This window comes from Caulobacter sp. GW821-FHT12F03 (genome assembly GCF_058806855.1).
In genome coordinates this window covers 787,923-808,890 of record NZ_JBXAQC010000001.1, presented here as the reverse complement: position 1 = coordinate 808,890, position 20,968 = coordinate 787,923, and the positions used below count along the sequence as shown (strand labels likewise).

Annotated in this window: 13 protein-coding genes; 6 read left to right on the top strand and 7 right to left on the bottom strand. The window is 70.2% G+C overall.

Annotated features, from left to right (window positions below):
- Positions 1 to 32 precede the first annotated feature (32 nt).
- The gene (locus AC1RN0_RS03915) at positions 33 to 3,692 is read right to left on the bottom strand and encodes a M10 family metallopeptidase C-terminal domain-containing protein (RefSeq protein WP_492786118.1); all 3,660 of its coding nucleotides are present in this window, start codon (positions 3,690 to 3,692) and stop codon (positions 33 to 35) included.
- A 194-nt stretch (positions 3,693 to 3,886) separates the two neighbouring features.
- Between AC1RN0_RS03915 and AC1RN0_RS03910 the strand changes: the two genes are divergently transcribed.
- Complete coding sequence (locus AC1RN0_RS03910) at positions 3,887 to 4,843, top strand: hypothetical protein (RefSeq protein ID WP_492786117.1); 957 nt, start codon at positions 3,887 to 3,889, stop codon at positions 4,841 to 4,843.
- A gap of 15 nt (positions 4,844 to 4,858) precedes the next feature.
- Here the strand turns inward: AC1RN0_RS03910 and ettA are convergent, their stop codons facing one another.
- Entirely contained in the window at positions 4,859 to 6,526 is a 1,668-nt protein-coding gene (gene ettA / locus AC1RN0_RS03905; RefSeq protein WP_492786116.1) for an energy-dependent translational throttle protein EttA, read from the bottom strand.
- 243 nt (positions 6,527 to 6,769) lie between these two features.
- Between ettA and AC1RN0_RS03900 the strand changes: the two genes are divergently transcribed.
- The 3 genes from AC1RN0_RS03900 (at position 6,770) to AC1RN0_RS03890 (ending at position 11,326) form a co-directional block, all read left to right on the top strand.
- Positions 6,770 to 9,076 (top strand): TonB-dependent receptor, encoded by a 2,307-nt coding sequence (locus AC1RN0_RS03900; protein ID WP_492786115.1) that lies wholly within the window; start codon positions 6,770 to 6,772, stop codon positions 9,074 to 9,076.
- Positions 9,077 to 9,215: 139 nt separating this feature from the next.
- The gene (locus AC1RN0_RS03895) at positions 9,216 to 9,680 is read left to right on the top strand and encodes a hypothetical protein (protein WP_492786114.1); all 465 of its coding nucleotides are present in this window, start codon (positions 9,216 to 9,218) and stop codon (positions 9,678 to 9,680) included.
- Between the two features lie 65 nt (positions 9,681 to 9,745).
- Positions 9,746 to 11,326 (top strand): amidase, encoded by a 1,581-nt coding sequence (locus AC1RN0_RS03890; protein ID WP_492786113.1) that lies wholly within the window; start codon positions 9,746 to 9,748, stop codon positions 11,324 to 11,326.
- 114 nt (positions 11,327 to 11,440) lie between these two features.
- Here AC1RN0_RS03890 and AC1RN0_RS03885 read toward each other — a convergent pair whose 3' ends face one another.
- The 5 genes from AC1RN0_RS03885 to AC1RN0_RS03865 all read right to left on the bottom strand — a co-directional run bounded on the left by AC1RN0_RS03885 (position 11,441) and on the right by AC1RN0_RS03865 (position 17,460).
- Entirely contained in the window at positions 11,441 to 12,832 is a 1,392-nt protein-coding gene (locus AC1RN0_RS03885) for a hypothetical protein (protein WP_492786112.1), read from the bottom strand.
- Positions 12,829 to 14,301 carry a tetratricopeptide repeat protein gene (locus tag AC1RN0_RS03880; protein WP_492786111.1) on the bottom strand — a complete coding sequence of 491 codons (1,473 nt, stop codon included), beginning with the start codon at positions 14,299 to 14,301 and terminating at the stop codon, positions 12,829 to 12,831. The genes AC1RN0_RS03885 and AC1RN0_RS03880 overlap by 4 nt, the downstream gene beginning before the upstream one ends.
- A gap of 309 nt (positions 14,302 to 14,610) precedes the next feature.
- On the bottom strand, positions 14,611 to 15,102 hold the full coding sequence (locus AC1RN0_RS03875; protein ID WP_492786110.1) for a hypothetical protein: 492 nt from the start codon (positions 15,100 to 15,102) through the stop codon (positions 14,611 to 14,613).
- Positions 15,099 to 16,328: an acyl-CoA dehydrogenase family protein gene (locus AC1RN0_RS03870; protein ID WP_492786109.1), complete on the bottom strand. Its 1,230-nt coding sequence runs from the start codon at positions 16,326 to 16,328 to the stop codon at positions 15,099 to 15,101. The genes AC1RN0_RS03875 and AC1RN0_RS03870 overlap by 4 nt, the downstream gene beginning before the upstream one ends.
- A 16-nt stretch (positions 16,329 to 16,344) precedes the next feature.
- The gene (locus AC1RN0_RS03865; protein WP_492786108.1) at positions 16,345 to 17,460 is read right to left on the bottom strand and encodes an acyl-CoA dehydrogenase family protein; all 1,116 of its coding nucleotides are present in this window, start codon (positions 17,458 to 17,460) and stop codon (positions 16,345 to 16,347) included.
- Between the two features lie 140 nt (positions 17,461 to 17,600).
- On the opposite strand from AC1RN0_RS03865, the gene AC1RN0_RS03860 reads away from it, so the two are divergent.
- Together AC1RN0_RS03860 and pepN are read left to right on the top strand one after the other, a co-directional pair.
- Positions 17,601 to 18,176, top strand: coding sequence for a hypothetical protein (locus AC1RN0_RS03860; RefSeq protein WP_492786107.1), 576 nt, complete (start codon positions 17,601 to 17,603; stop codon positions 18,174 to 18,176).
- Positions 18,177 to 18,255: 79 nt separating this feature from the next.
- Positions 18,256 to 20,835, top strand: coding sequence for an aminopeptidase N (pepN, locus tag AC1RN0_RS03855; protein WP_492786106.1), 2,580 nt, complete (start codon positions 18,256 to 18,258; stop codon positions 20,833 to 20,835).
- The last annotated feature ends 133 nt before the right edge of the window (positions 20,836 to 20,968 follow it).

Genomic DNA, 20,968 nt, shown 5'->3' with positions numbered 1-20,968 from the left:
CCGTGTGGGGGGGCGGGGGCGGACGGCGACCGTTACAGGATCCAGTCGTGGTCAGGCACGCCGCGATAGGGAATCATCGCCCCGTCCAGGCCGTGGCCATGGCCATGGCCCGGCGGATCGAGCCGGGAATCGTAGACATCGCGATCGACGCTCTGCGGGCCGTCGGCCTGATGCTGGTCACCCGTCGACGGCGCGGCGAGCATCTTGTCGACGGCGGCCGCCAGGGCGTCCGGAGCCGCCGGCGCGGGACTGCCGAGACCGACGAAGCTGGCGTTCGTCACCGTCGCCGCGGACACGTTCCGCAACAGCAGCGTGCGGCCGTTGGAGAAGGTGATCAGCGTGTCGGTCCCGCTCTGGACCAGGCTGGTGTAGCCGCCGAACGCGGTGACATCGATCAGGTCCTGACCCACCGCGAAGCCGATCGCCGTGTCGGACCCGGCCTCGGCCGTGATCACGAGGCGGTCATTGCCCGCTCCGCCGATCAGCGTGTTCGACCCCGACCCGCCGATGAGGATGTCGTTGCCATCCCCGCCGTCGAGCCTGTCGTTGTTGGCGCCGCCCTCGAGCTTGTCGTCTCCGCCAAGCCCGCTGATCGTATCGTTGCCGGCCAGGCCCTGGATGTGATCCGCGGCGGCCGTGCCGTTGACGGTCTCGCTGGCCGAGGTGCCGACGATCTCGTTGTAGGTCACCGGCGGCGGGGACGGCGGCGGCGACGGCGGCGGGCTCGGAGGCGGGCTCGGCGGCGGCGACGGCGGAGGACTCGGCGGAGGGCTCGGCGGCGGACTGGGCGGGGGCGAAGGCGGCGGGCTCGGCGGAGGCGGCGGCGCCGGCGGCGGCGACATCCCCACGAAGCTGGCGCTGGTCACCGTCGCGGCGTTGACCGCCTTGAGCAGCAGCGTGCGGCCGTTGGAGAAGGTGATCAGCGTGTCGGAGCCGCTGGCGACCATGCTGGTGTAGCCGCCGAACGCCGACACATCGATCAGGTCCTGGCCGACGGTGAAGCCGAGCGCCGTGTCACTGCCGGCCACCGCGGTCTCGACGAATGTGTCGATCCCGGCGCCGCCGATCAGGGTGTTCGAGCCCGTCCCGCCGGAGAGGATGTCATTGCCATCCCCGCCGTCGAGCTTGTCGTTGTTGTCGCCGCCCTCGAGGAAATCGTCCCCGGCGAGGCCGCTGATCGTGTCGTTGCCGGCCAGACCCTGGATGTGGTCGGCCAGGGCCGTGCCGGTGAGGGTCTGACTCGCCGACGTGCCGACGATCTCGTTGTAGGTCACCGGCGGCGGGCTCGGAGGCGGGCTCGGCGGCGGCGACGGCGGCGGCGACGGCGGCGGGCTCGGAGGCGGGCTCGGGGGCGGCGACGGCGGAGGACTCGGCGGCGGCGACGGCGGCGGGCTGGGCGGCGGCGACGGCGGGGGTGAAGGCGGCGGCGACGGCGGCGGCGACAGGCCGACGAAGCTGGCGCTGGTCACCGTCGCGGCGTTGACCGCCTTGAGCAGCAGCGTGCGGCCGTTGGAGAAGGTGATCAGGGTGTCGGAACCGCTGGCGGCCAGGCTGGTGTAGCCGCCGAACGCCGACACATCGATCAGGTCCTGGCCGACCGTGAAGCCGAGCGCGGTGTCGCTGCCGGCTTCGGCGGTGACCACCAAAGTGTCGGCCCCGAGGCCGCCGATCAGGGTGTTGGACCCGGTTCCGCCGATGAGGATGTCGTTGCCATCCCCGCCGTCGAGCCGGTCGTTGTTGTCCCCGCCCTCAAGCTTGTCGTCCCCGCCGTTGCCGTTCAGCGTGTCGTTGCCGCCCAGCCCCCGGATGTGGTCGGCGGCGGCCGTGCCGTTGAGCGTCTGGTTGGCGGCGGTGCCGACGATCTCGTTGTAGGTCACCGGCGGCGGCGACGGCGGCGGGCTCGGCGGCGGCGACGGCGGAGGACTGGGCGGCGGGCTCGGAGGCGGGCTCGGAGGCGGCGACGGCGGAGGCGACGGCGGCGGGCTCGGGGGCGGGCTCGGGGGCGGGCTCGGGGGCGGAGACGGCGGCGGCGAGAGGCCGATGAAGCTGGCGCTGGTCACCGTCGAGGCGGTCACCCCGGTCAGGCGCATGGTCACGCCGCTGGTCAGGGTGACCAGCGTGTCGCCGCCGGACTGCACGGCGCTCTGGTAGGCGCCGAAGGCCGTGGCGTCGATCAGGTCCGTGCCGACGACGAAGTCGGTGATGGTGTCGGCCCCGCCAAGCAGCGAGGCGACGAACACGTCCGCGCCGGCGCCGCCGGTCAGGGTGTCGTCGCCGGTCCCGCCGACCAGCCGGTCGGCCCCGCCCCCGGCGCTCAGGACGTCGTTGCCGCCGTTGCCGGTCAGCACGTTGGCGACGCTGTTGCCGGTGATGGTGTCGGCCCCGGCCCCGCCGATGGCGTTCTCGATCACCGCGCCCATGGCGACGGCGACGTTGCCGAGCAGGTTGCTGCCGCCATAGGTGCCGACGCTGGAGAAGGCGCCCTGGTTGAGGTTGATGACCTGGTTGTTGCTGTAGCCCGAGAAGTCGAAGGTGTCCGTGCCGCCGGCGTCCCACACGGCGAACACCAGGATGGTCGAGGCCGAGCTGGCGATGAACCATGGCCGGTCGGCGTTCGAGTTGAAGCCGTAGACGGTGTCGCCGGTGCGGGTCGTGGTGTTGACGCCGTAGGACCGCTGCGCCGCCGCGATATCGTCCAGCATGATGGTGGCCGGATAGGCCGGGCCGAAATTCGCGCCGGTGTAGTTCTCGGTGAAGTAGCTCATCACCGTGTACTGCTGGCTGTCCTCGTAATACTCCGCGTTGTTCGCGTAGGTGATCGAGACGCCGGGGCCGGCGTTGTAGTCGCCGGGATGCGAGAAGCCGATGGCGTGGCCGGACTCGTGGATCAGCACCAGCTGGCCGTAGTTCCCGGCCACGGGATTGGCGTTGTAGCTCAGGCTGTTGTTGACCCAGACGTCGCCGCCGGACGAGCTGGAGGCGGTGCTCGACGTCGAATAGGCGAACGCCGCCGCGCCCGCGGCGCCGCTGCTGTAGTTGCCGTACAGGATGGTCGCGTTGTTGGAGTAGGCGCCGGGGCCGGTGGTGCCCGTCCCGACCCGGTCGAAGACGATGTTGGCCACGTCCGACCAGGACTGCAGCGCCAGAAGGGTGGCGTTGATCTGCGCCTCGGTGAAGGCGCTGAAGCCGCCCGTGTCGTCGGGCATGCCGCCGGCCGGCGCGGCGCTGCGGAAGGCGAAGGTCACGTGGGTGACGGCGCCGCCCCAGTAGGGGTCGTCCCAGTGGTTGTTCTCGTCGGAAACGCCGGGCTGGAAGTAGAAGGCGTTCCAGGTGGCGTAGTCGCGGTCCAGCCAGAAGGCCGCCTGGGCGACGGTCTTGGACACCTTGCCGGTGCCCGGGTCCGTGCCGCCGCGCTCGTCGGCGTTGTAGAAGGCGTTGGGCCCGCCGTCCTGGCCCTCGAAGGCCGTGGTCCCCTGCTGGCCCTTGTCGCCGTCGACCAGCGCCGGGATCGGATCGGCGTCGTCCTGGGCGTGCAGCAGGCCCCGCGCGACGGCGGCGTCGTGCCCGGGCTCGATATCGAAACGCAGCAGATCGTCGCCGTTCAGGCCGACCGGCCCCCGCCCGCGCGTCGGCGCGTCGACGCCGGGCGTCGCGGTGGCGTCAGGTCCCAGGTCGTCCCGAAATTTCGCCATCTGACCTGCTCCTGTCACTGTGCCCCTGCGTCACCAAGCCTAGGCCGGGCGCGCGCTCAGGGCAAGAAACCTGCCCTGCGGAGGGTTGCCGCGGTGTTACGGATCGAGGCGAAAGCGACTCGATGCGCGCCTCGGCGCGATTGTCGTCTTGCCTTTGCCCGTTTTGGGGTTTTTCTGGTCCCGGGGTGGCGACAATGACCGGCAATTCCACGGTGGAAGGCCTGCGGCGACAGCAGCGGCTCGTCTTCCGATGTGTGACGACCTTTCTGCTCGACCTCGTCGCACGGCAGATCCGCCGTCACGACGGGGACTTCACGCGCGCGGTCGTCTACATGGCCGCCCTCCAGGCCAGCCGCTCGCCGGCCGCCGGCGCGACCCCCGCCCGGCCCGCGCGCGGCTTCAGCGTCCGCGCCATCGCCCAGTCGATGAACCTGCCCTACGAGACCACCCGGCGGAAGGTCGCCGAGCTGGAAGCCGCCGGCCTTGTGCTCCGGACGGACGGACGCAGCCATACGGTGGCCCCCGCCCCTCTCGAGGGGCCGGTCTGGCGCGCCGACGGCGAGGCGATCTGGCGCGCGCTCCAGGCGGTCGTGGGCGACCTGCACGCCCTGGGATTCGACTTCGGCCAGTTCGCCGGCGGCTCCCCGCTGACGGTCGCCCGCGACCTGACCGAGGCGGACCGCATCGACGCGGTCGCCGTGCTGGTCAATGACTTCCTGCTGCGGGTTCTGGAGGCCGGGGTCGAGCCGCACGGCTCGATGATCGACGCGGTGATCTTCTGCACCCTGCTGCTGGTCAACGCCGAGCTCGTGACCAACGATCCGCAGCTGGCGTGGGTCTACGCCGGCGCCGAGACGCCGCCGCCGGACTCGCACCGGCGGCCGGCGACCATCACCGGCCTGGCCCAGTCGCTGGGCCTGCCGCACGAGACGGTGCGCCGGCGGATCCGCCTCCATCGCGAGGCCCGCTGGGTCAAGCGCGTGACCGGCGGCTACCTGGTCACCGTCGAGCGGCTGCAGCACCCGGCGATCCTGCAGACCGGGCTGATGGTCTCCCACCGCTTCCTGCAGCTGCTGCAGTCCGTCCGCCTGCTCGGCGTCGACATCGACGGCCTCGCCCGCGAAGCCGCGACCGTCGCCCGCCGGGCCTGACGCGGCCTGTGTCCGCTACCGGGTGAACTTCTGGAACTTGATGCGGTGCGGGATCAGGCTGTCGGCGCCGAGGCGGCGCTTCTTGTCTTCCTCGTACATCTCGAAGTTGCCTTCGAACCACTCCACATGGCTGTCGCCCTCGAAGGCGAGGATATGGGTGCAGAGGCGGTCGAGGAACCAGCGGTCGTGGCTGATGACCACGGCGCAGCCGGCGAACTCCTCCAGCGCCTCCTCGAGGTTCTGCAGCGTCTCGATGTCCAGGTCGTTGGTCGGTTCGTCGAGCAGGATGACGTTGCCGCCGGTGGCCAGGGTCTTGGCCAGGTGCACGCGATTGCGCTCGCCGCCCGACAGCTGGCCGACCTTCTTCTGCTGGTCGCCGCCCTTGAAGTTGAAGCTGCCGACATAGGCGCGGGTATTGATCTCGCGCTTGCCGACCATCATCACGTCGGTGCCGCCGCTGACCGCCTGCCAGACCGTGTCGGTCGGGACGAGGTCGTCGCGGCTCTGGTCCACGTAGGCCAGCTTGACCGTCTCGCCGAGGCGCACGGTGCCCTTGTCCGGCGTCTCCTGGCCGGTGATCAGCTTGAACAGGGTCGACTTGCCGGCGCCGTTCGGACCGATGACCCCGACGATGCCGTTCGGCGGCAGGCGGAAGCTCAGGCCCTTGAACAGCACCTTGTCGCCGTACTCCTTCTCCAGATCGTTGACCTCGAGCACGACGTTGCCGAGGCGCGGGCCCGGCGGGATCTGGATGACGGCGTGGGTCTGGGCGCCACGGGCGTTCTCCTGCTCGGAGACCATCCGCTCATAGGCGGCCAGGCGGGCCTTGGACTTGGTCTGGCGGGCCTTGGCGTTGGAGCGGACCCATTCCAGTTCCTTGGTCAGGGCGCGCTGGCGCGACTCGGACTCGGACTGCTCCTGCACGACGCGCTTCTGCTTCTGCTCCAGCCAGCCGGAGTAGTTGCCCTCGTAGGGCACGCCCTTGCCGCGATCGAGCTCGAGCGTCCAGCTGGTCACCTGGTTGAGGAAGTAGCGGTCGTGGGTCACGAGGATGACGCAGCCGGGGAAGGCTTCCAGGTGGTGCTGCAGCCAGGCCACGGACTCGGCGTCCAGGTGGTTGGTCGGCTCGTCGAGCAGCAGCATGTCGGGCTTGGAGAGCAGCAGGCGGGCCAGCGCCACGCGGCGCTTCTCACCGCCCGACAGCTTGGTCACGGGGCTGTCGTTGGGCGGACAGCGCAGGGCGTCCATGGCCATCTCGACCTTGCTGTCGATGTCCCACAGGTCGCCGGCGTCGATCTTCTCCTGGAGGGCGGTCATCTCCTCCATCAGCTCGTCGGTGTAGTTCTCGCCGAGCTCCATGGCGATCTGGTTGTAGCGGTCGACGGTCAGCTTCTCGTCGCACCAGGCGATGACGTTTTCCCAGACGGTCTTGCTGTCATCCAGATGCGGCTCCTGCTCGAGGTAGCCCATCTTCACGCCGTCGGCCGCCCGGGCCTCGCCGCTGAATTCCTTGTCCAGGCCGGCCATGATCTTCAGCAGGGTCGACTTGCCCGAGCCGTTGACGCCGACGACGCCGATCTTGGCGTCCGGATAGAACGACAGCCAGATGTTCTCGAACACCTTCTTGCCGCCGGGATAGGCCTTGGTCAGGCCCTGCATCTGGAAAATGTACTGCGCGGCCATAGGGGGTCGCTCGCTCTCGTCTGATCGAAATGGGGGTCGGCGCGGGATGTAGCGACCGGGGGGCCGAAAGGCAACGCCGCCCGCGCAGGGACGGCTCGCGCGAGAAGCGAGCGTCATCGTCCAGATGTCATCAATTCGTCGACGCTTCGTCGCCCAATCATCGTCGCCCGGTCGCATCGCCCGGTTAGCGCCCTGTGTCCGGCGCCGCGCTTCCCCGCCGCGCCGCAAACCGTGGGGATAGACATGAAACACAATCTCTTTGTCGGCGCGGGCCTGTCCGCGTTGACCCTGGCGTTCGCGCCGATGGCCTGGGCCGCCGAGGGCGACGCCGCGACCACCACCGCCGCCCCGGCCACCGAGGTCGAAGCCGTCGTGGTCTATGGCGAGGGCCAGAGCCGCCAGGTCCAGACCGTCAAGGCCGGGCAGCTGTCCGAGGCCGTCGCCGGCGTCAGCCCGCTGAAGGTCGTCGACATGCTGCCGGGCGTGACCTTCCAGTCCGCCGACCCCTTCGGCGCCTACGAGTGGTCTGCCCGCATCAGCATCCGCGGCTTCAACCAGAACCAGCTGGGCTTCACCCTCGACGGCGTGCCGCTGGGCGACATGAGCTACGGCAACTACAACGGCCTGCACATCAGCCGCGCCATCGGCAGCGAAGACATCGGCAAGGTCGAACTGGCCCAGGGCGCCGGCGCCCTGTCGGCGGCCTCGACCTCGAACCTCGGCGGCACGCTGCAGTTCTTCTCGCGCGATCCGGCCGGGACCTTCGGCGGCCAGGCCAACCTGACGGTCGGGTCCAACAATATGCACCGCGCGTTCCTGCGCCTGGACAGCGGCGCGATCGACCAGCTGGGCGGCCTGCGGGCCTATGTCTCGGTCGCCGACCAGACGACCGACAAGTGGAAGGGCGGCGGCGAGCAGCGCCAGCGTCAATACGACTTCAAGTTCGTCATGCCGTTCGGCCCCGGCGACGTGACCGGCTTCTACAACCGGTCCGAACGCGCCGAGCAGGACTACCAGGACATGTCGTTCGAGATGATCGACCGTCTGGGCCGTGACTGGGACAACACCCAGCCGAACTGGGCGCTCGCGGTGGCCGCGGCCCAGGCCTACAACACCGGCGCCCCCCTGCCCGCGCCCTTCGCCACCATCGACGACGCCTACTACGCCGGCGCCGGCGTGCGGAACGACGACCTGTACGGCCTGACGATCAACGAGCCGCTGGGCGACTTCATGACCGTCACGGCGACCAGCTACGGCCACCAGGACAAGGGCCAGGGCCTGTGGTGGACGCCGTACGTGCCGAGCCCGACCTGGGGCGCGCCCGGCTCGACCGCCGCGCCGCTGTCGATCCGCACCACCGAGTATGACATCAACCGCTACGGCACGATCGTGAACCTGACGGCCGACCTCGGCGCTCACCAGCTGAGCGGCGGCTTCTGGGTCGAGACCAACCGCTTCGAACAGGCCCGCCGCTACTACGCCGAGACGGCCGCCCGCCCGTCGCGCGATCCGCTCGGCTTCCAGGCCCACCCGTTCTTCACCCAGTGGGACTACGCGTTCCGCACGGACACGGCCGTAGCCTATGTCCAGGACGTCTGGACCGTCACCGACGCGCTGAAGGTCAACTTCGGTTTCAAGGCGCTGAAGGTCGAGAACGAGGTCTCCACGGTGGCCGTGTCCAACCCGGCCGGGGCCATGTCCGGCAAGCTGAAGTCGCAGGACAGCTTCCTGCCGCAGGTCGGCCTGGTCTACGAGATCAATCCCGACCTGCAGGCCTTCGCCGGCTACACCGAGAATGTCGGGGCCTTCGTGTCGGCCGCGACCGCCGGACCGTTCGCGTCGCAAAGCCAGGCGGTGGTGAACTACGTCGCCGACAACCTCGACCCGGAGACCTCGCAGACGTTCGAGGGGGGCCTGCGCTTCCGCGGCGACCGCTTCAAGGGCGTGCTGGCCCTCTATCACGTGAAGTTCGACAACCGCCTGCTGGCGGCCAGCACCGCGGCGCCGATCCTCGGCCTGCCGCCGGTCCTGTCCAACGTGGGTTCGGTCGAAACCAACGGCGTGGAGCTGGCGGGCGACGTCCAGATCACCGACGCCTTCTCGGTCTACGCCTCGTACAGCTACAACGACTCCCAGTACCAGGACGACGTCGTGTCCTCGACCGGCGTGGTGGAAATGGCGACGGCCGGCAAGACCGTGGTCAACTCGCCCAGGAACCTGTTCAAGGTCGAGTTCGCCTATGACCAGGGCGGCTTCTACAGCCGTCTGGGCGTGTCCTACACGGACGAGCGCTACTACACCTACGAGAACAACGGCGGCAAAGTCGACGCCAGCACGGTGGCCGACTTCTCGATCGGCTATCGCTTCTCCGGCGCGCCGCTGCTCGAGGGCCTCGAGATCCAGGCCAACGTCACCAACCTGACGGACGAGGACTACATCTCGACCATCGGCTCGGGCGGTTTCGTCAAGGCGGACCCGGCCGGCACGGCCCAGACCATCCTGCCCGGCGCCCCGCGCCAGGTCTTCGTCAGCGTCAAGAAGGCCTTCTAGGCCCGAACGCCGCGATCGAAACGGGAAGGCCGGGCGGCGACGCCCGGCCTTTTTCGTCGGCGGACCCGCCTGACGTGTCTGTGGTGGAGATCGACGCCGCGAAATGGCACTGTCGGGCGAACTGGAGTCAGGAGAACCCATGCGAGCCCGCCGCCGGATTTTCACCGCCCTGGTAATGGCCCTGATGACGCCGCTGGCGATCGGCGGGGCCGTCCATGCCCAGTCGACGGACTTCGACAAGATCCGCGCGGCCAGCGACAACGCGCCGCCCGCTCCGCCGCCGCCCGCGCCCCCGGCCGCGCCGACGGCGCCGGCCAAACCGATCGAGGGCGTCGAGGCCGCCGAGGCGCTCAACGCCGACATCAACGCCCGCAACGCCGAGGCCGCCGCCCGCGACCGGGCCGCCGACGAAGAGTACGCGCGCAAGCAGCGCGAGTACGAGGCCCGCAAGAAGGCCGACGCCGCCGCCTACGCCAGGGCGCTGGCCGACTACGAGGCGCAGAAGGCCGCCATCGAGCGCAAGCGCCAGGCCGACCTCGCCGCCTGGCAGGCCCAGGTCGCCGCCTGCAAGGCCGGCGACAAGAGCGCCTGCGCGCCGAAGTAGGGCGGCCAGGGTTGCCAACCGGCTCCCGGCGGCGGAACCATCTGGCCGCTGTTCAAGGAGCCCCCATGCGCCCTCTCCTGCCCGTCGCCCTCGCGTTGAGTCTCGCCGCGCCGGCCGTCGCCGCGCCCAGACCGGAACTCGCACCCGATCTGTCCATGGCCGGGATCCGGGCCGCGGTCACCGACGAGGGGCGCGACCTCGTCCCCGAGGGCGGCTGGCTGGGGGTCACGACCCGCTACCTGCGCCGCATCACGGCGCTCGATCCGCAGCTGAGGGCCGTCATCGCGGTCAATCCCGACGCCCGGGCCCAGGCGCTCGCCGCCGAGGGCCTGCGCATGCGGGGCAAGGGCCCGTTCGGCCCGCTGTTCGGCATGCCGATCCTCGTCAAGGACAACATCGAGACGCTGGACCCGATGGCCACCACGGCCGGGTCGCTGGCGCTGGCCGGCAATGTCACGGGCCGCGACGCGCCGGTGATCGCCCGGCTGCGGGCGGCGGGGGTGGTGATCCTCGGCAAGACCAACCTGTCGGAGTGGGCCAACATCCGCTCCGACGACTCGCTCAGCGGCTGGAGCGCGGTCGGCGGCCAGGCGCGCAATCCCTATGACCCGGCCCGCTCGACCTGCGGCTCCTCGGCCGGCAGCGGCGCGGCGGTGGCGGCCGGACTGGCGGCGGCGGCGATCGGCACCGAGACGGACGGCTCGATCACCTGCCCGGCGGCGGTCAACGGGCTGGTCGGGCTGAAGCCCACCGTGGGCCTGGTCTCGCGCACCTTCATCGTGCCGATCAGCGCCAGCCAGGACACCGCCGGCCCGATGACCCGCACGGTCGAGGACGCGGCCAACCTGCTGACGGTCATGGCCGGCGGTGACGCCGCCGACCCGGCCACGGCCGAGGCCGACGCGCGCCGCAGCGACTATGCCGCCGCGCTCGATCCCAAGGCCCTCAAGGGCGCGCGGATCGGCGTGATGCGTTACGCCGCCGGCTTCCACAAGGAAACCGACGCCGTGTTCGAACAGGCGCTGGCCGCCCTGAAGGCCCAGGGCGCGACCCTGGTCGAGGTGCCGGACTTCCCGGACCGCGACAGGATCGGCGCGGCCGAACTGGTCGTGCTGCTGACCGAATTGAAGGTCGGCATGAACGCCTACCTGGCCTCGACCGATCCGGACCGGGTCAAGACCCGCACCCTCGCCGATGTCATCGCCTTCAACCGGGTTCACGCCGACCGCGAGATGGCGCTGTTCGGCCAGGAGCTGTTCGAGGCGGCCGAGAAGACCGGCGGCCTGACCGACCCCGCCTACCTCAAGGCGCGTGACGAAGCGCGTCGCCTGGCCGGGCCCGAGGGCATCGACGCCCTGCTGAAGCGATATGACGTCACGGCCTTGGTCGGGCCGACGATGGGCCCGAGCTGGCTGATCGATCCGGTGCTCAAGGACCGCTACGTCGGCGGCGGCGCCGGCGGCGCGGCGGCCGTGGCGGGCTATCCGCACCTGACCGTGCCCATGGGCCAGGTCGGCGGCCTGCCGGTGGGTCTGAGTTTCGTCGGGCCGAAGTGGAGCGAGACGCGGCTGCTGGCCTACGGCTACGCGTTCGAGCAGGCGACGAAGGCCCGCAAGCCCCCGGCCCTCGCCCTGTCGGCGCCCTGACGCTCCGGACGCGCCGTTGTCCGACATCCCCCTCTCTGGGGGAGGTGGCGCTGCCGGCTGACAGCGCCCCCGGAGGGACGCATCCAGAACAGCGCAGGCCGCCGATCGCGAGCCCTAGTGGGTGCGCTTGCCCCAGTGGCGGCGCGGCGGCTTGGCCGGCGTCGGCGGGGGCGGCGGGCCGATCGGGGCCTGGTAGGTCGGGGTCCCGTCGCGCTGGTAGCCGCGTTCGTAGGCGTCGGCCTCCCACCAGTCGCGGTAGGGGCTGGTGTAGACGCTGTCGTCGCGGGCCGCCTGCGGCAGCTGGCTGGTGCGCTGGCAGAACTCGCCGGGCGCCCAGTTCCGGGTCCAGCACTGGTCGTAGTAGACGTAGTTGAACTCGCGCACGACCTCGACGCCGGGCTCCATCCAGATGGCCCGGTCGCTCCAGCCGAAGATGCGGTTGTAGCGCAGGGCTGCCCGGCCGGTGGCGGCGTAGATGCCGACCTCGCGGGCGCCGATGACCGATTCCGTCAGGGTCAGGTCGCCGTCGGAAACGACGCCGACGGTGTTGCGGCAGAAGCGGCTGTGGATCGCCTCGACGATCGAGGCGCGGTCGAGGTGCAGGCCGTTGCGCCAGCCACAGACCATGGTGTTGTCGATCTTCAGGGCGCCCGAGCCGCTGCGCTGGCCGTGCACCATGATGCCGTTGCCGGCGGGCAGGCCCGCGTCGCGGCCGAACACGCCGCTCTGGACGATGCGGCTGTCGCCGACGCCCGGCGTCAGGTCGAGACCCGCTTCCTCGCCGAGGATGCGGCTGCGGCTCATGTCGATCAGGCCGCCGTCGACGACCACGGCCGCGTCGAGCGTACGGGCGTCGATGAAGCTCTCGCTGAGGATCAGCTTGCCGCCGGTGGCCAGCACCGCGGTGGTGTCGCCCCAGTAGCGCACGACCGTGCGGACCAGCGCGACCTTCGAGTCCCAGGTCTCGACGCAGCTGGCCCGGCCGCCGTGCTCGGTCGACAGGACCATGTCGCGGATCTCGACCTGGTCGACGTTGGAATTGACCTTGATGCAGTTCTCGCCGTCCGGCGGCGTGATGGTCGCGGGCTTGCCGGCCCCCTCGTCGAAGATCGAGGCCCCCTGCCCGACGATGGTCACCGGATGGTCGATCCAGACGCTCTCGTGGCAGACGCCGCGCACATAGAGGGTGCCGTAGTCGGCCAGGTTCTGCAGGCCGTCGTTGATCGGCGTATCGCCGTCCTGGGCGTCGGTGCAGTCGGCCGTCCAGGTCATGGCCGTGCGCTCGCGCGGCCAGCCGGGCCGGCGCGACGGGCGATACTGGTCATAGCGACGGCGGTCGGGCCGCCAGCGCGGCCGCAGCGGCGGCGCGATCAGCCCGCCGAAGTTGGGGCGGATCTGGGCGTCAATGCCCGCCGCCTGGTCGGGGAAGGCCATGGCCGGCTCGGCGGCGCCCAGAAGGCTCACCGCCGCGCCCGAGATCATCAGGAAACGAGTCAGCCTGTTCATCGGTCATAGTCCCTGTCGCGGGGTGTCGGCCGGCTGGGGCGGGACACCTGGGCCAGCACCTGCTGCAGGCGTCCCACCGACGGCTTGAAGCCCGAAAGGGCGGAATCGATCTGGTAGACGACGGCCTTGGCCTTGTCCTGGTCGGCCACGCCGGCCACGCCGAGCGAGAAGTAGGTCGACATGGCGTACTTGGCCTCGGCCGAACCCTGGCGGTCGGCCTCGGCGAACCAGTGGAAGGCGCGGGCGTAGTCACGCGGCACGCCGACGCCCTCGGCGTACATCACCGCCAGCACCAGCTGCGCCTTGGGCGAGCCGTTGACGGCGGCGTACTGGATCACGCGGACCTTCTCGATCGGCGTCAGCACGCCGGTCTGCGGCCGGCCGATGCGCGCCTGGAAGTCCTGCACTTCCTGCGGGTAGAGGGCGTCCTCGGTGGTCGCCGCCCGGGTCGCCGCGCGCAGGTAGAACAGCGCCTCGCCGATGTGGATGAACGGCAGCTCGCGGATCCGGCCCAGCGCCACCTGCTGGGCGTCGCCGATCTGGTCGCTCTCGTCGGAATGCGGCACGCCCGAGGACGGCGACTCCGGCGGATAGAACTCGTAGGGCGGAATCCAGCGCTTGGCCTTGGCCTCGACGTACTGGCCGACGGCGGCCCGTTCGGGCGAGGAGCGCTCGAAGTCCTTGAGCATGACGTAGGCGCTGACGTCGCCGGTCTGAACGGCGAGGTAGTTGTACAGATAGGCGTCGACGTCGTTGCGCGGGAACAGGTTCAGCACCTGCGGCGTGCCCGGCCTGTAGGGCTTGCCCCGCGCCATGCCGGCCTGGGCGTTGTCCGACGGCTCGCCGAACGGCCCGAAGAAGTTGTCGTGCATCCGCGACAGCGTGCGGTAGCCCGACGCCCCCTGGGTCGACAGGATGTAGATCACGCGGCTGCGGACCTTTTCCTGTTCCTCGGACGACATCTGCGACAGCAGCCGGTCGAGCGCCTTGTAGGCGATGGTCCGCTCGACGGCGCGGCAGTCGTCGTAGCGCGAGATGGCCTTCTGCTCGCCCTGCGGCGACCGGCGGCCATAGGCGGAGATCGGCGCGTAGCCGTCGCCGTTGGACAGGGCCACGGCGTACCAGACGGCCGCCTCGACCGGATCCTCGAGATTCTTGTCGGCGGCCTTCACGCCCTCGTAGCGGCGCGCCAGTTCCAGTTGCGAGAAGAAGTCGCCGGTGAAGCCGCGACGGCGCAGCACGCGGATCTCGAGCTGCTGGGTGTTGAACTGCGGCGCCACGCCCGTGGGAATTTGCGGCCGCGGGCAGGCAGTGTCGCCCGGCTTGCCAAAAAAGCTGTCCGCCCCGCTGTCGCAGCCGACGAGGGGAATCACGACCGCGGCGATCAGGGCCACGATCGACGCGCCGCGGATCAGCGGGCCTTGCGCCGTCCCGTACGGGCGGCCAATGGCGTCGCTGGTCTCGTGCATACTGTAACCCCCGTCCAGCCCCGCCGTTAACCATACGGCTCCGGGGACTCTTCGCAGGGCTCCCGTCGGAGTCAAGCGCGGCCACGAGGCGGGAGGTGCAACAATTCGCCTGCATCCGCCCGGAGTGAACCATGTTCGCCCGACACGCGAACATAACGGTGGTTTCGGCGCCACAGGTCGATCGAAAGGGCAGGATTTGCCTGTCGGGTTCCCGACACAGTCCGGGCCCGGCCGGCGCCGGACGGGAATCATCGGCATCCCGCGTTCAGCGGGTCCGCGCGGGGTGGGCCCTCCCCTGACGAGCGGACATCATCCGGCCCCGTGAAGCTTCTCCAGCCTCAACCGGGCGATGGCCTTCAAGACTGCATCGCGGTTTTTCGCTGACTTCACCCACGCAGGCAGGCGAGAGATCACCGACGCGTTCCGGATCCCGGTCGTCGCGTCAGGCGTCTCCGTCCGCAGGCGGCCGGCGAGATAGTGTTCGAGATAGTCGAGGTGCGCCTCGTTCCAGGCGACCAGCACGCCGTGGCGGGTCTCCGCCCGCAGCCGTGGAGCCAGGCCCATGAAGGGATCGGCGATCTGGCCCGGCGGCGTCGCCGGGCGGTCGCGGGTCGCGCCGCAGGCGAGGCAGACCATGCGGCGGGCGGCGAAGGCGCGATCGCGCGGCGCCGCGACCTCGCCCAGGGGCGTGATCACAGCCATGCCGCCACAGCCCGGACAGTCGACGACCAGCCGGTCGTCGAAGCTGTCCTTGCTCCGGGCGGCGACCACCGAGCGGTCGTCGCCGTCAGGTCGGCTCATCGGCCGGTGGGCACGTCCTTGAAGGCCACGTCCTTGTCGACGCGGACGTCGCCCGGCAGGCCCAGGACCCGCTCGGCGATGATGTTCTTCAGGATCTCGTCCGTGCCGCCGGCGATGCGCAGGCCGGGGGCCCACAGCAGCGACTGCTGGAACGCGGCCTGCATCGGGGCCTCGGACGGGTCGACGAGGATGCCGTACTGGTCCTCCATCTCCACGCCCTGGTTGGACATGTCCTGCATCTGGTTGGCGGCGATGATCTTGCCGATCGAGCTTTCCGGACCCGGCGTCTGGCCGCGCGACAGCGCGGTCATGGTGCGGAAGCGGGTCAGCTTCAGGCCTTCGGCGGCCACGTACCAGTCGGCCAGCTTCTCGCGGAAGGCGCCGTCCTTGATGGCCGCGCCGCCCGGACCGGTGACCTGGCGGGCTAGGTCCATGATCGTCTTGTAGTCGGGGCCCGAGGAGCCGCCGACGGCCAGACGCTCGTTCATCAGGGTGACCAGCGCGACCTTCCAGCCGTCGCCGACCTCGCCCAGACGCTGGCTGTCCTTCACGCGCAGGTCGCTGAAGTAGACCTCGTTGAACTCGCTGCCGCCCGAGGCCTGGTGGATCGGACGCACGTCCACGGCGGGATCGTGCATGTCGATCCAGAACATCGTCATGCCCTTGTGCTTGGGCACGTCGGGATCGGTGCGGACCAGCAGGATGCCGTAGTCGCAATACTGGGCGCCGGTGGTCCAGACCTTCTGGCCGTTGATCACCCAGTCGTCGCCGTCACGGACGGCCTTGGTGCGGGTGGCCGCCACGTCGGAGCCGCCGGCCGGTTCGGAGAACAGCTGGCACCAGATTTCCTCGCCGCGCAGCGCCGGGCCGACGAAGCGGGTCTTGGTCTCCGCGTCGGCGAAGGCCATCACGGTCGGGACGCACATGCCCAGGCCGATGGTGAAGTAGCCGTAGTTGACGCCGACCTTGGCTTCTTCCTGGCCGAAGATGACGGACTGGATCGGCGTGCCGCCCGCCCCGCCCCACTCCTTGGGCCAGGTGATGCAGGCGTAGCCGGCGTCTGCCTTCTTGGCCTGCCATGACTTGGCCATGGCCATGTGCTCGGGGCTGTTGGGCCGGCGGCCGTTGGCGCTGGACGCGCCCTTGTGCTCGGCCGCGTTCTTTTCCAGCCAGGCGCGGGCTTTTTCGCGATAGGCGGCTTCTTCGGGGCTGTCGTTGAAATCCATGACTGTTCCTCCGGCCCTAGGCCGCGTTCTTGCGTTCGAGCTGGCTGACCAGCCGTTCTTTCCAGACCTTAGGCGCGCCGGCCACCAGGCCCAGCTGCCGCGAGCGGCGATAGTAGAGGTGGCAGTCGACTTCCCAGGTGAAGCCCATGCCGCCGTGAGTCTGGATGTTCTCCTTGCTGCCGAACCAGTAGGCCTCCGACGCGGCGATCCGCGCGGCCGACGCGGCGACAGGTAGCTCGGGGGCGTTCGTGTTCAAGGCCCAGGCGCCGTAGTAGGCGTTGGAGCGGGCGACCTGGTTCTTGACGTACATGTCGGCCAGCTTGTGCTTGATCGCCTGGTAGCCGGCGATGACGCGGCCGAAGGCGTAGCGGCCGAGCGCGTATTCGCGGGCCATTTCCAGGCACTTGTCGGCGCCGCCGGTCTGTTCGAAGGCCAGCAGCACGGCCGCGCGGTCGAACACCTGCTCGGTCAGGGCGAAGCCTTCGCCGGCAGCGCCCAGGCGGGTCGCCGGCGCGCCGGCGAAGGTCAGGCGGCCGACGCCGCGGGTCGGGTCGAGGCTCTGCAGCGTGTCGCGGCTGACGCCGGCGCCCTTGAGGTCGACGAGGAACAGGCCGGCCTTGCCGCCCTCGTTGGCCAGCACGATGGCCAGGTCGGCGATGTCGCCGTCGGTCACCGGGATCTTCACGCCGGTCAGCTTGCCGCCCTCGACCTTGCAGCCGAGGTTGGAGGCGTTGACCACGCCCGGACCTTCGGAGGTGGCGAAGCAGCCGATCAGCTCGCCGGCGGCGATCTTCGGCAGCAGGTCGGCCTTCTGGGCGTCATCGCCGGCCAGCATGATGGCCTCGGCGACAAAGAACACGGTCGAGGCGAAGGGGATGGGCGCGACGACGCGGCCCATTTCCTCGGCGATGGCGCACAGCTCGATGTGGCCCAGGCCCAGACCGCCGAACTCCTCGGGGATCGCGGCGCCCAGCCAGCCCTGCTCGGCGACGCCCTTCCACAGGTCCGCGTCGAACGACACGTCGGCGTTGTCGAGCACCTTGCGCACGGCGGCGCTGGTGCAACGGGCCTCAAGGAACTTGCGCGCCTCGTTCTTGAGGAACTTCTGGTCGTCGGAATAGTCGAAATTCACAGCTGCCTCCCGCCACGCGTCGGTTCGCGTGTCTCGTTGGGAGCGCAATGTAGCGGCGTTTCCGCGTGGGGAAAGATTGACCTCGCGTCAATGAATTCAGGTTCTTATGCAACCACCGATCAGAACGATGGCGTGGGTGCATGGCGAAGGCCGTTTTCCAGAAGAACCAGAAGGTGTGGGTCGAGAGCGTCGGCGCCTGGGCGACCATCGACCGGATCGTTCCGATCTGGGCCAAGGGCTTCGACGAACCGGTCCGGGTGACCTACGACGTGGGCCTGGGCCGCGAGTTCCACGCCCATGAGCTGCGCCCGGAGGATCGCGTCGAGGACGCCGACGGCGCGTTGCCCGGCGAGGGCTGGCGGCTGATGCGCGCCAAGAACAAATGGCAGCAGGAGGGCGATTGCGCCCACCACCCCTTCCCCGGCACCTATCCGGTGGTGGTGACCGACGAGGCCGACTGGGGCGGCTGGCGCACGCCCGGCGCGGAATATGACCGCGACCCCAACAAGATGGAGCGCCAGGCCCGGCTGATCGCCAGCGCCCCGCGCCTGCGGGCCATCGCCCGCGAGCTGATCGCCCTGGTCTCGGAGTCGCCCGAGGACGCGCCGCCGGTGGTCGCCGAACTGGCCCGCCGCGCGGCGATCATCGAGCGCTATGTCGAGGAAGTCCCGGCCGCCGCGGTGGTCGTCCCCGGCCGCGAGACCAGCGCGGCCTGACCACCGGACGAAGCGGGACTCACGCCTTGTTCATGCACGGCCCGTGGCGCGGCGGGCCGCGCGAGGCTAGATACGGTCCATGCGCACAGAAACGCCCCAGCCCGTCCGCCTGGCCGAGTACCGGCCGCCCGCCTACCTGATCGACGAGGTGTTCCTCGACTTCGATCTGCAGCCCTCGGCCACGCGGGTGAAGGCCCGGCTGTCGGTCAGGCGCAACGGCGACCATGCCGGACCGCTGGTGCTCGACGGCGAAGGGCTGACGACGATCTCGGTGATGGTCGACGGCGCGCTGCATGCCTTCGAGGCGACGCCCGAGACCCTGACCCTGGCGGACCTGCCGGCGGCCTTCACGCTGGAGACCGAGGTCGAGATCGACCCGCAGGCCAACACGGCGCTGATGGGCCTCTACATGTCCGGCGGCCGGTTCTGCACCCAGTGTGAGGCCGAGGGCTTCCGCCGCATCACCTGGTTCCTTGACCGGCCCGACGTGCTGGCCCGCTACACGGTGCGGATGGAGGCCGACACGGCGTTCCACCGCCTGCTGGCCAACGGCAACCTGGTCGAGAGCGGCCCGGCGGCGAACGGCCGCCACTACGCCGTCTGGAACGACCCCTTCCCCAAGCCCTGCTACCTGTTCGCCCTGGTGGCCGGGGAGCTGGACGAACTGACCGACAGCTTCGTCACCATGACCGGCCGCACCGTCGACCTGCGCATCTACGTCGACCCCGGCATGTCGGCCCGCGCCGAGTACGCCATGGACAGCCTCAAGCGGGCGATGAAGTGGGACGAGGACGCCTTCGGCCGCGAGTACGACCTGGACCTGTTCATGATCGTCGCCGTGCGCGACTTCAACTTCGGGGCCATGGAGAACAAGGGCCTCAACATCTTCAACTCGGCCCTGCTGCTGGCCGACCCGGCGACCGCCACGGACATGGACTACGAGCGCATCGAGAGCGTCGTCGCCCATGAGTATTTTCACAACTGGACCGGCGACCGGATCACCTGCCGCGACTGGTTCCAGCTGTGCCTGAAGGAAGGCCTGACGGTGTTCCGCGACCAGTCGTTCAGCGCCGACATGCGCGGCGAGGCGGTCCAGCGGATCAAGGACGTCAAGGCGCTGCGCGCGCGGCAGTTCTCCGAGGACGCCGGTCCCCTCGCCCACCCGGTGCGGCCGTCGAGCTACGTCAAGATCGACAACTTCTACACCGCGACGATCTACGAGAAGGGCAGCGAGGTCATCCGCATGCTCAAGACCCTGCTCGGCGACCAGGCGTTCCGGGAGGGCATGGACCTCTACTTCGACCGCCACGACGGCGAGGCGACCACGGTCGAGGCCTTCATCCAGTGCTTCGCCGACGCCTCGGGCCGGGACCTGGGCGACTTCTTCCGCTGGTACGAGCAGGCCGGCACCCCGACCGTCGACCTGACCAGCCATTTCGACGCCGACACCGAGACGGTCTCGATCACCCTGCGCCAGTCGACGGCGCCGACGCCCGGCCAGCCGGACAAGACGCCGCTGCCGTTGCCGATCCGCCTGGGCCTGCTGCACGACGACGGCCGGCCGATGGGCGAGGAATGCCTGGTCATCCTCGAAGAGGCCGAGCGGACCATTCGCCTGCCCGCCCCGAGCCGGCCGGTGATCTCGTCGCTGCGCGGCTTCTCGGCCCCGGTGAACCTGACCACCGACGCGCCGGAGAAGGACCGCTACGTCCTGCTGGCTGCCGACCCCGACCTGTTCAACCGCTGGGAAGCCGGCCAGGGCCTGGCCCGGGACCTGATCCTCAAGCGCGCCGGCGGCTCGCCCGACGAGGTGGCCGAAGAGCGGTTCGCGGAAGCCATGGGCCGCGCCCTCGGCGACCAGGCGGCCGATCCGGCCTTCAAGGCGCTGCTGCTGGCCCTGCCGTCGGAAGGCGACCTGTCGCTGGCCATGTCGCCGGCCGACCCGATGGCCATCCATGACGCCCGCGACCACCTGCGCGCGCGGCTGGCGGTGCATCTGGGCGACGACCTGCGCCGCCTGCACGGCGGGCTGGCCGAGTCCGGGCCGTTCTCGCCCGACGCCGGCGCCGCCGGCCGCCGCGCCCTGCGCAACGCCGCGCTGGACCTGCTGTCGGTCGACCACCACGGCCTCAACGCCGACATCGCCGCCGCGCACTACGAGACCGCCGCCAACATGACCGACGCCATCGGCGGCCTCGCGGCCCTGATGGCGCTTGGCGGCAAGGCCCGCGACAAGGCGCTGGCCGATTTCCACGCCCGCTGGAAGGACGAGCCGCTGGTGCTCGACAAATGGTTCGCCATCCAGGCCCGCGAGTCCTCGGAAGAGGCGCTCGGCCGGGTGCTGGGCCTGACGGTCCATCCCGACTTCGACCGCCGCAACCCCAACCGCCTGCGGGCGCTGGTCGGAACCTTCGCCAGCTTCAACCCGGCGCGGTTCCATGACCCGTCGGGGGCCGGCTACCGCTTCCTCGCCGACCAGATCATCGCCACCGACGCGGTCAACCCGATGACCGCCGCCCGCTTCGTCGAGCCGCTCGGCGGCTGGCGTCGCTACAAGCCCGAACTCGGCGCCCTGATGCGCGGCGAACTGCAACGCATCGCCGCCGTCGAAGGCCTGTCGAAGAACGTGCTGGAACTGGTGACGAAGGCGCTGGCCTAAGCAATCTCAATCCTCCCCACATCGTGGGGAGGGGGACCCTGCGGAGCAGGGTGGAGGGGTCAGCGCCGCGTTCGCCGGAAGGACCGGAATTCAGGAAGGAAGCGGCTGAATATCGCACCGCCGCCTCCACCGC

Excerpts from the sequence above, each read along its gene's own strand:
- AC1RN0_RS03915 (WP_492786118.1), bottom strand. The coding sequence starts at position 3,692 with ATGGCGAAATTTCGGGACGACCTGGGACCTGACGCCACCGCGACGCCC.
- AC1RN0_RS03910 (WP_492786117.1), top strand. The coding sequence starts at position 3,887 with ATGACCGGCAATTCCACGGTGGAAGGCCTGCGGCGACAGCAGCGGCTC.
- ettA (WP_492786116.1), bottom strand. The coding sequence starts at position 6,526 with ATGGCCGCGCAGTACATTTTCCAGATGCAGGGCCTGACCAAGGCCTAT.
- AC1RN0_RS03900 (WP_492786115.1), top strand. The coding sequence starts at position 6,770 with ATGAAACACAATCTCTTTGTCGGCGCGGGCCTGTCCGCGTTGACCCTG.
- AC1RN0_RS03895 (WP_492786114.1), top strand. The coding sequence starts at position 9,216 with ATGCGAGCCCGCCGCCGGATTTTCACCGCCCTGGTAATGGCCCTGATG.
- AC1RN0_RS03890 (WP_492786113.1), top strand. The coding sequence starts at position 9,746 with ATGCGCCCTCTCCTGCCCGTCGCCCTCGCGTTGAGTCTCGCCGCGCCG.
- AC1RN0_RS03885 (WP_492786112.1), bottom strand. The coding sequence starts at position 12,832 with ATGAACAGGCTGACTCGTTTCCTGATGATCTCGGGCGCGGCGGTGAGC.
- AC1RN0_RS03880 (WP_492786111.1), bottom strand. The coding sequence starts at position 14,301 with ATGCACGAGACCAGCGACGCCATTGGCCGCCCGTACGGGACGGCGCAA.
- AC1RN0_RS03875 (WP_492786110.1), bottom strand. The coding sequence starts at position 15,102 with ATGAGCCGACCTGACGGCGACGACCGCTCGGTGGTCGCCGCCCGGAGC.
- AC1RN0_RS03870 (WP_492786109.1), bottom strand. The coding sequence starts at position 16,328 with ATGGATTTCAACGACAGCCCCGAAGAAGCCGCCTATCGCGAAAAAGCC.
- AC1RN0_RS03860 (WP_492786107.1), top strand. The coding sequence starts at position 17,601 with ATGGCGAAGGCCGTTTTCCAGAAGAACCAGAAGGTGTGGGTCGAGAGC.
- pepN (WP_492786106.1), top strand. The coding sequence starts at position 18,256 with ATGCGCACAGAAACGCCCCAGCCCGTCCGCCTGGCCGAGTACCGGCCG.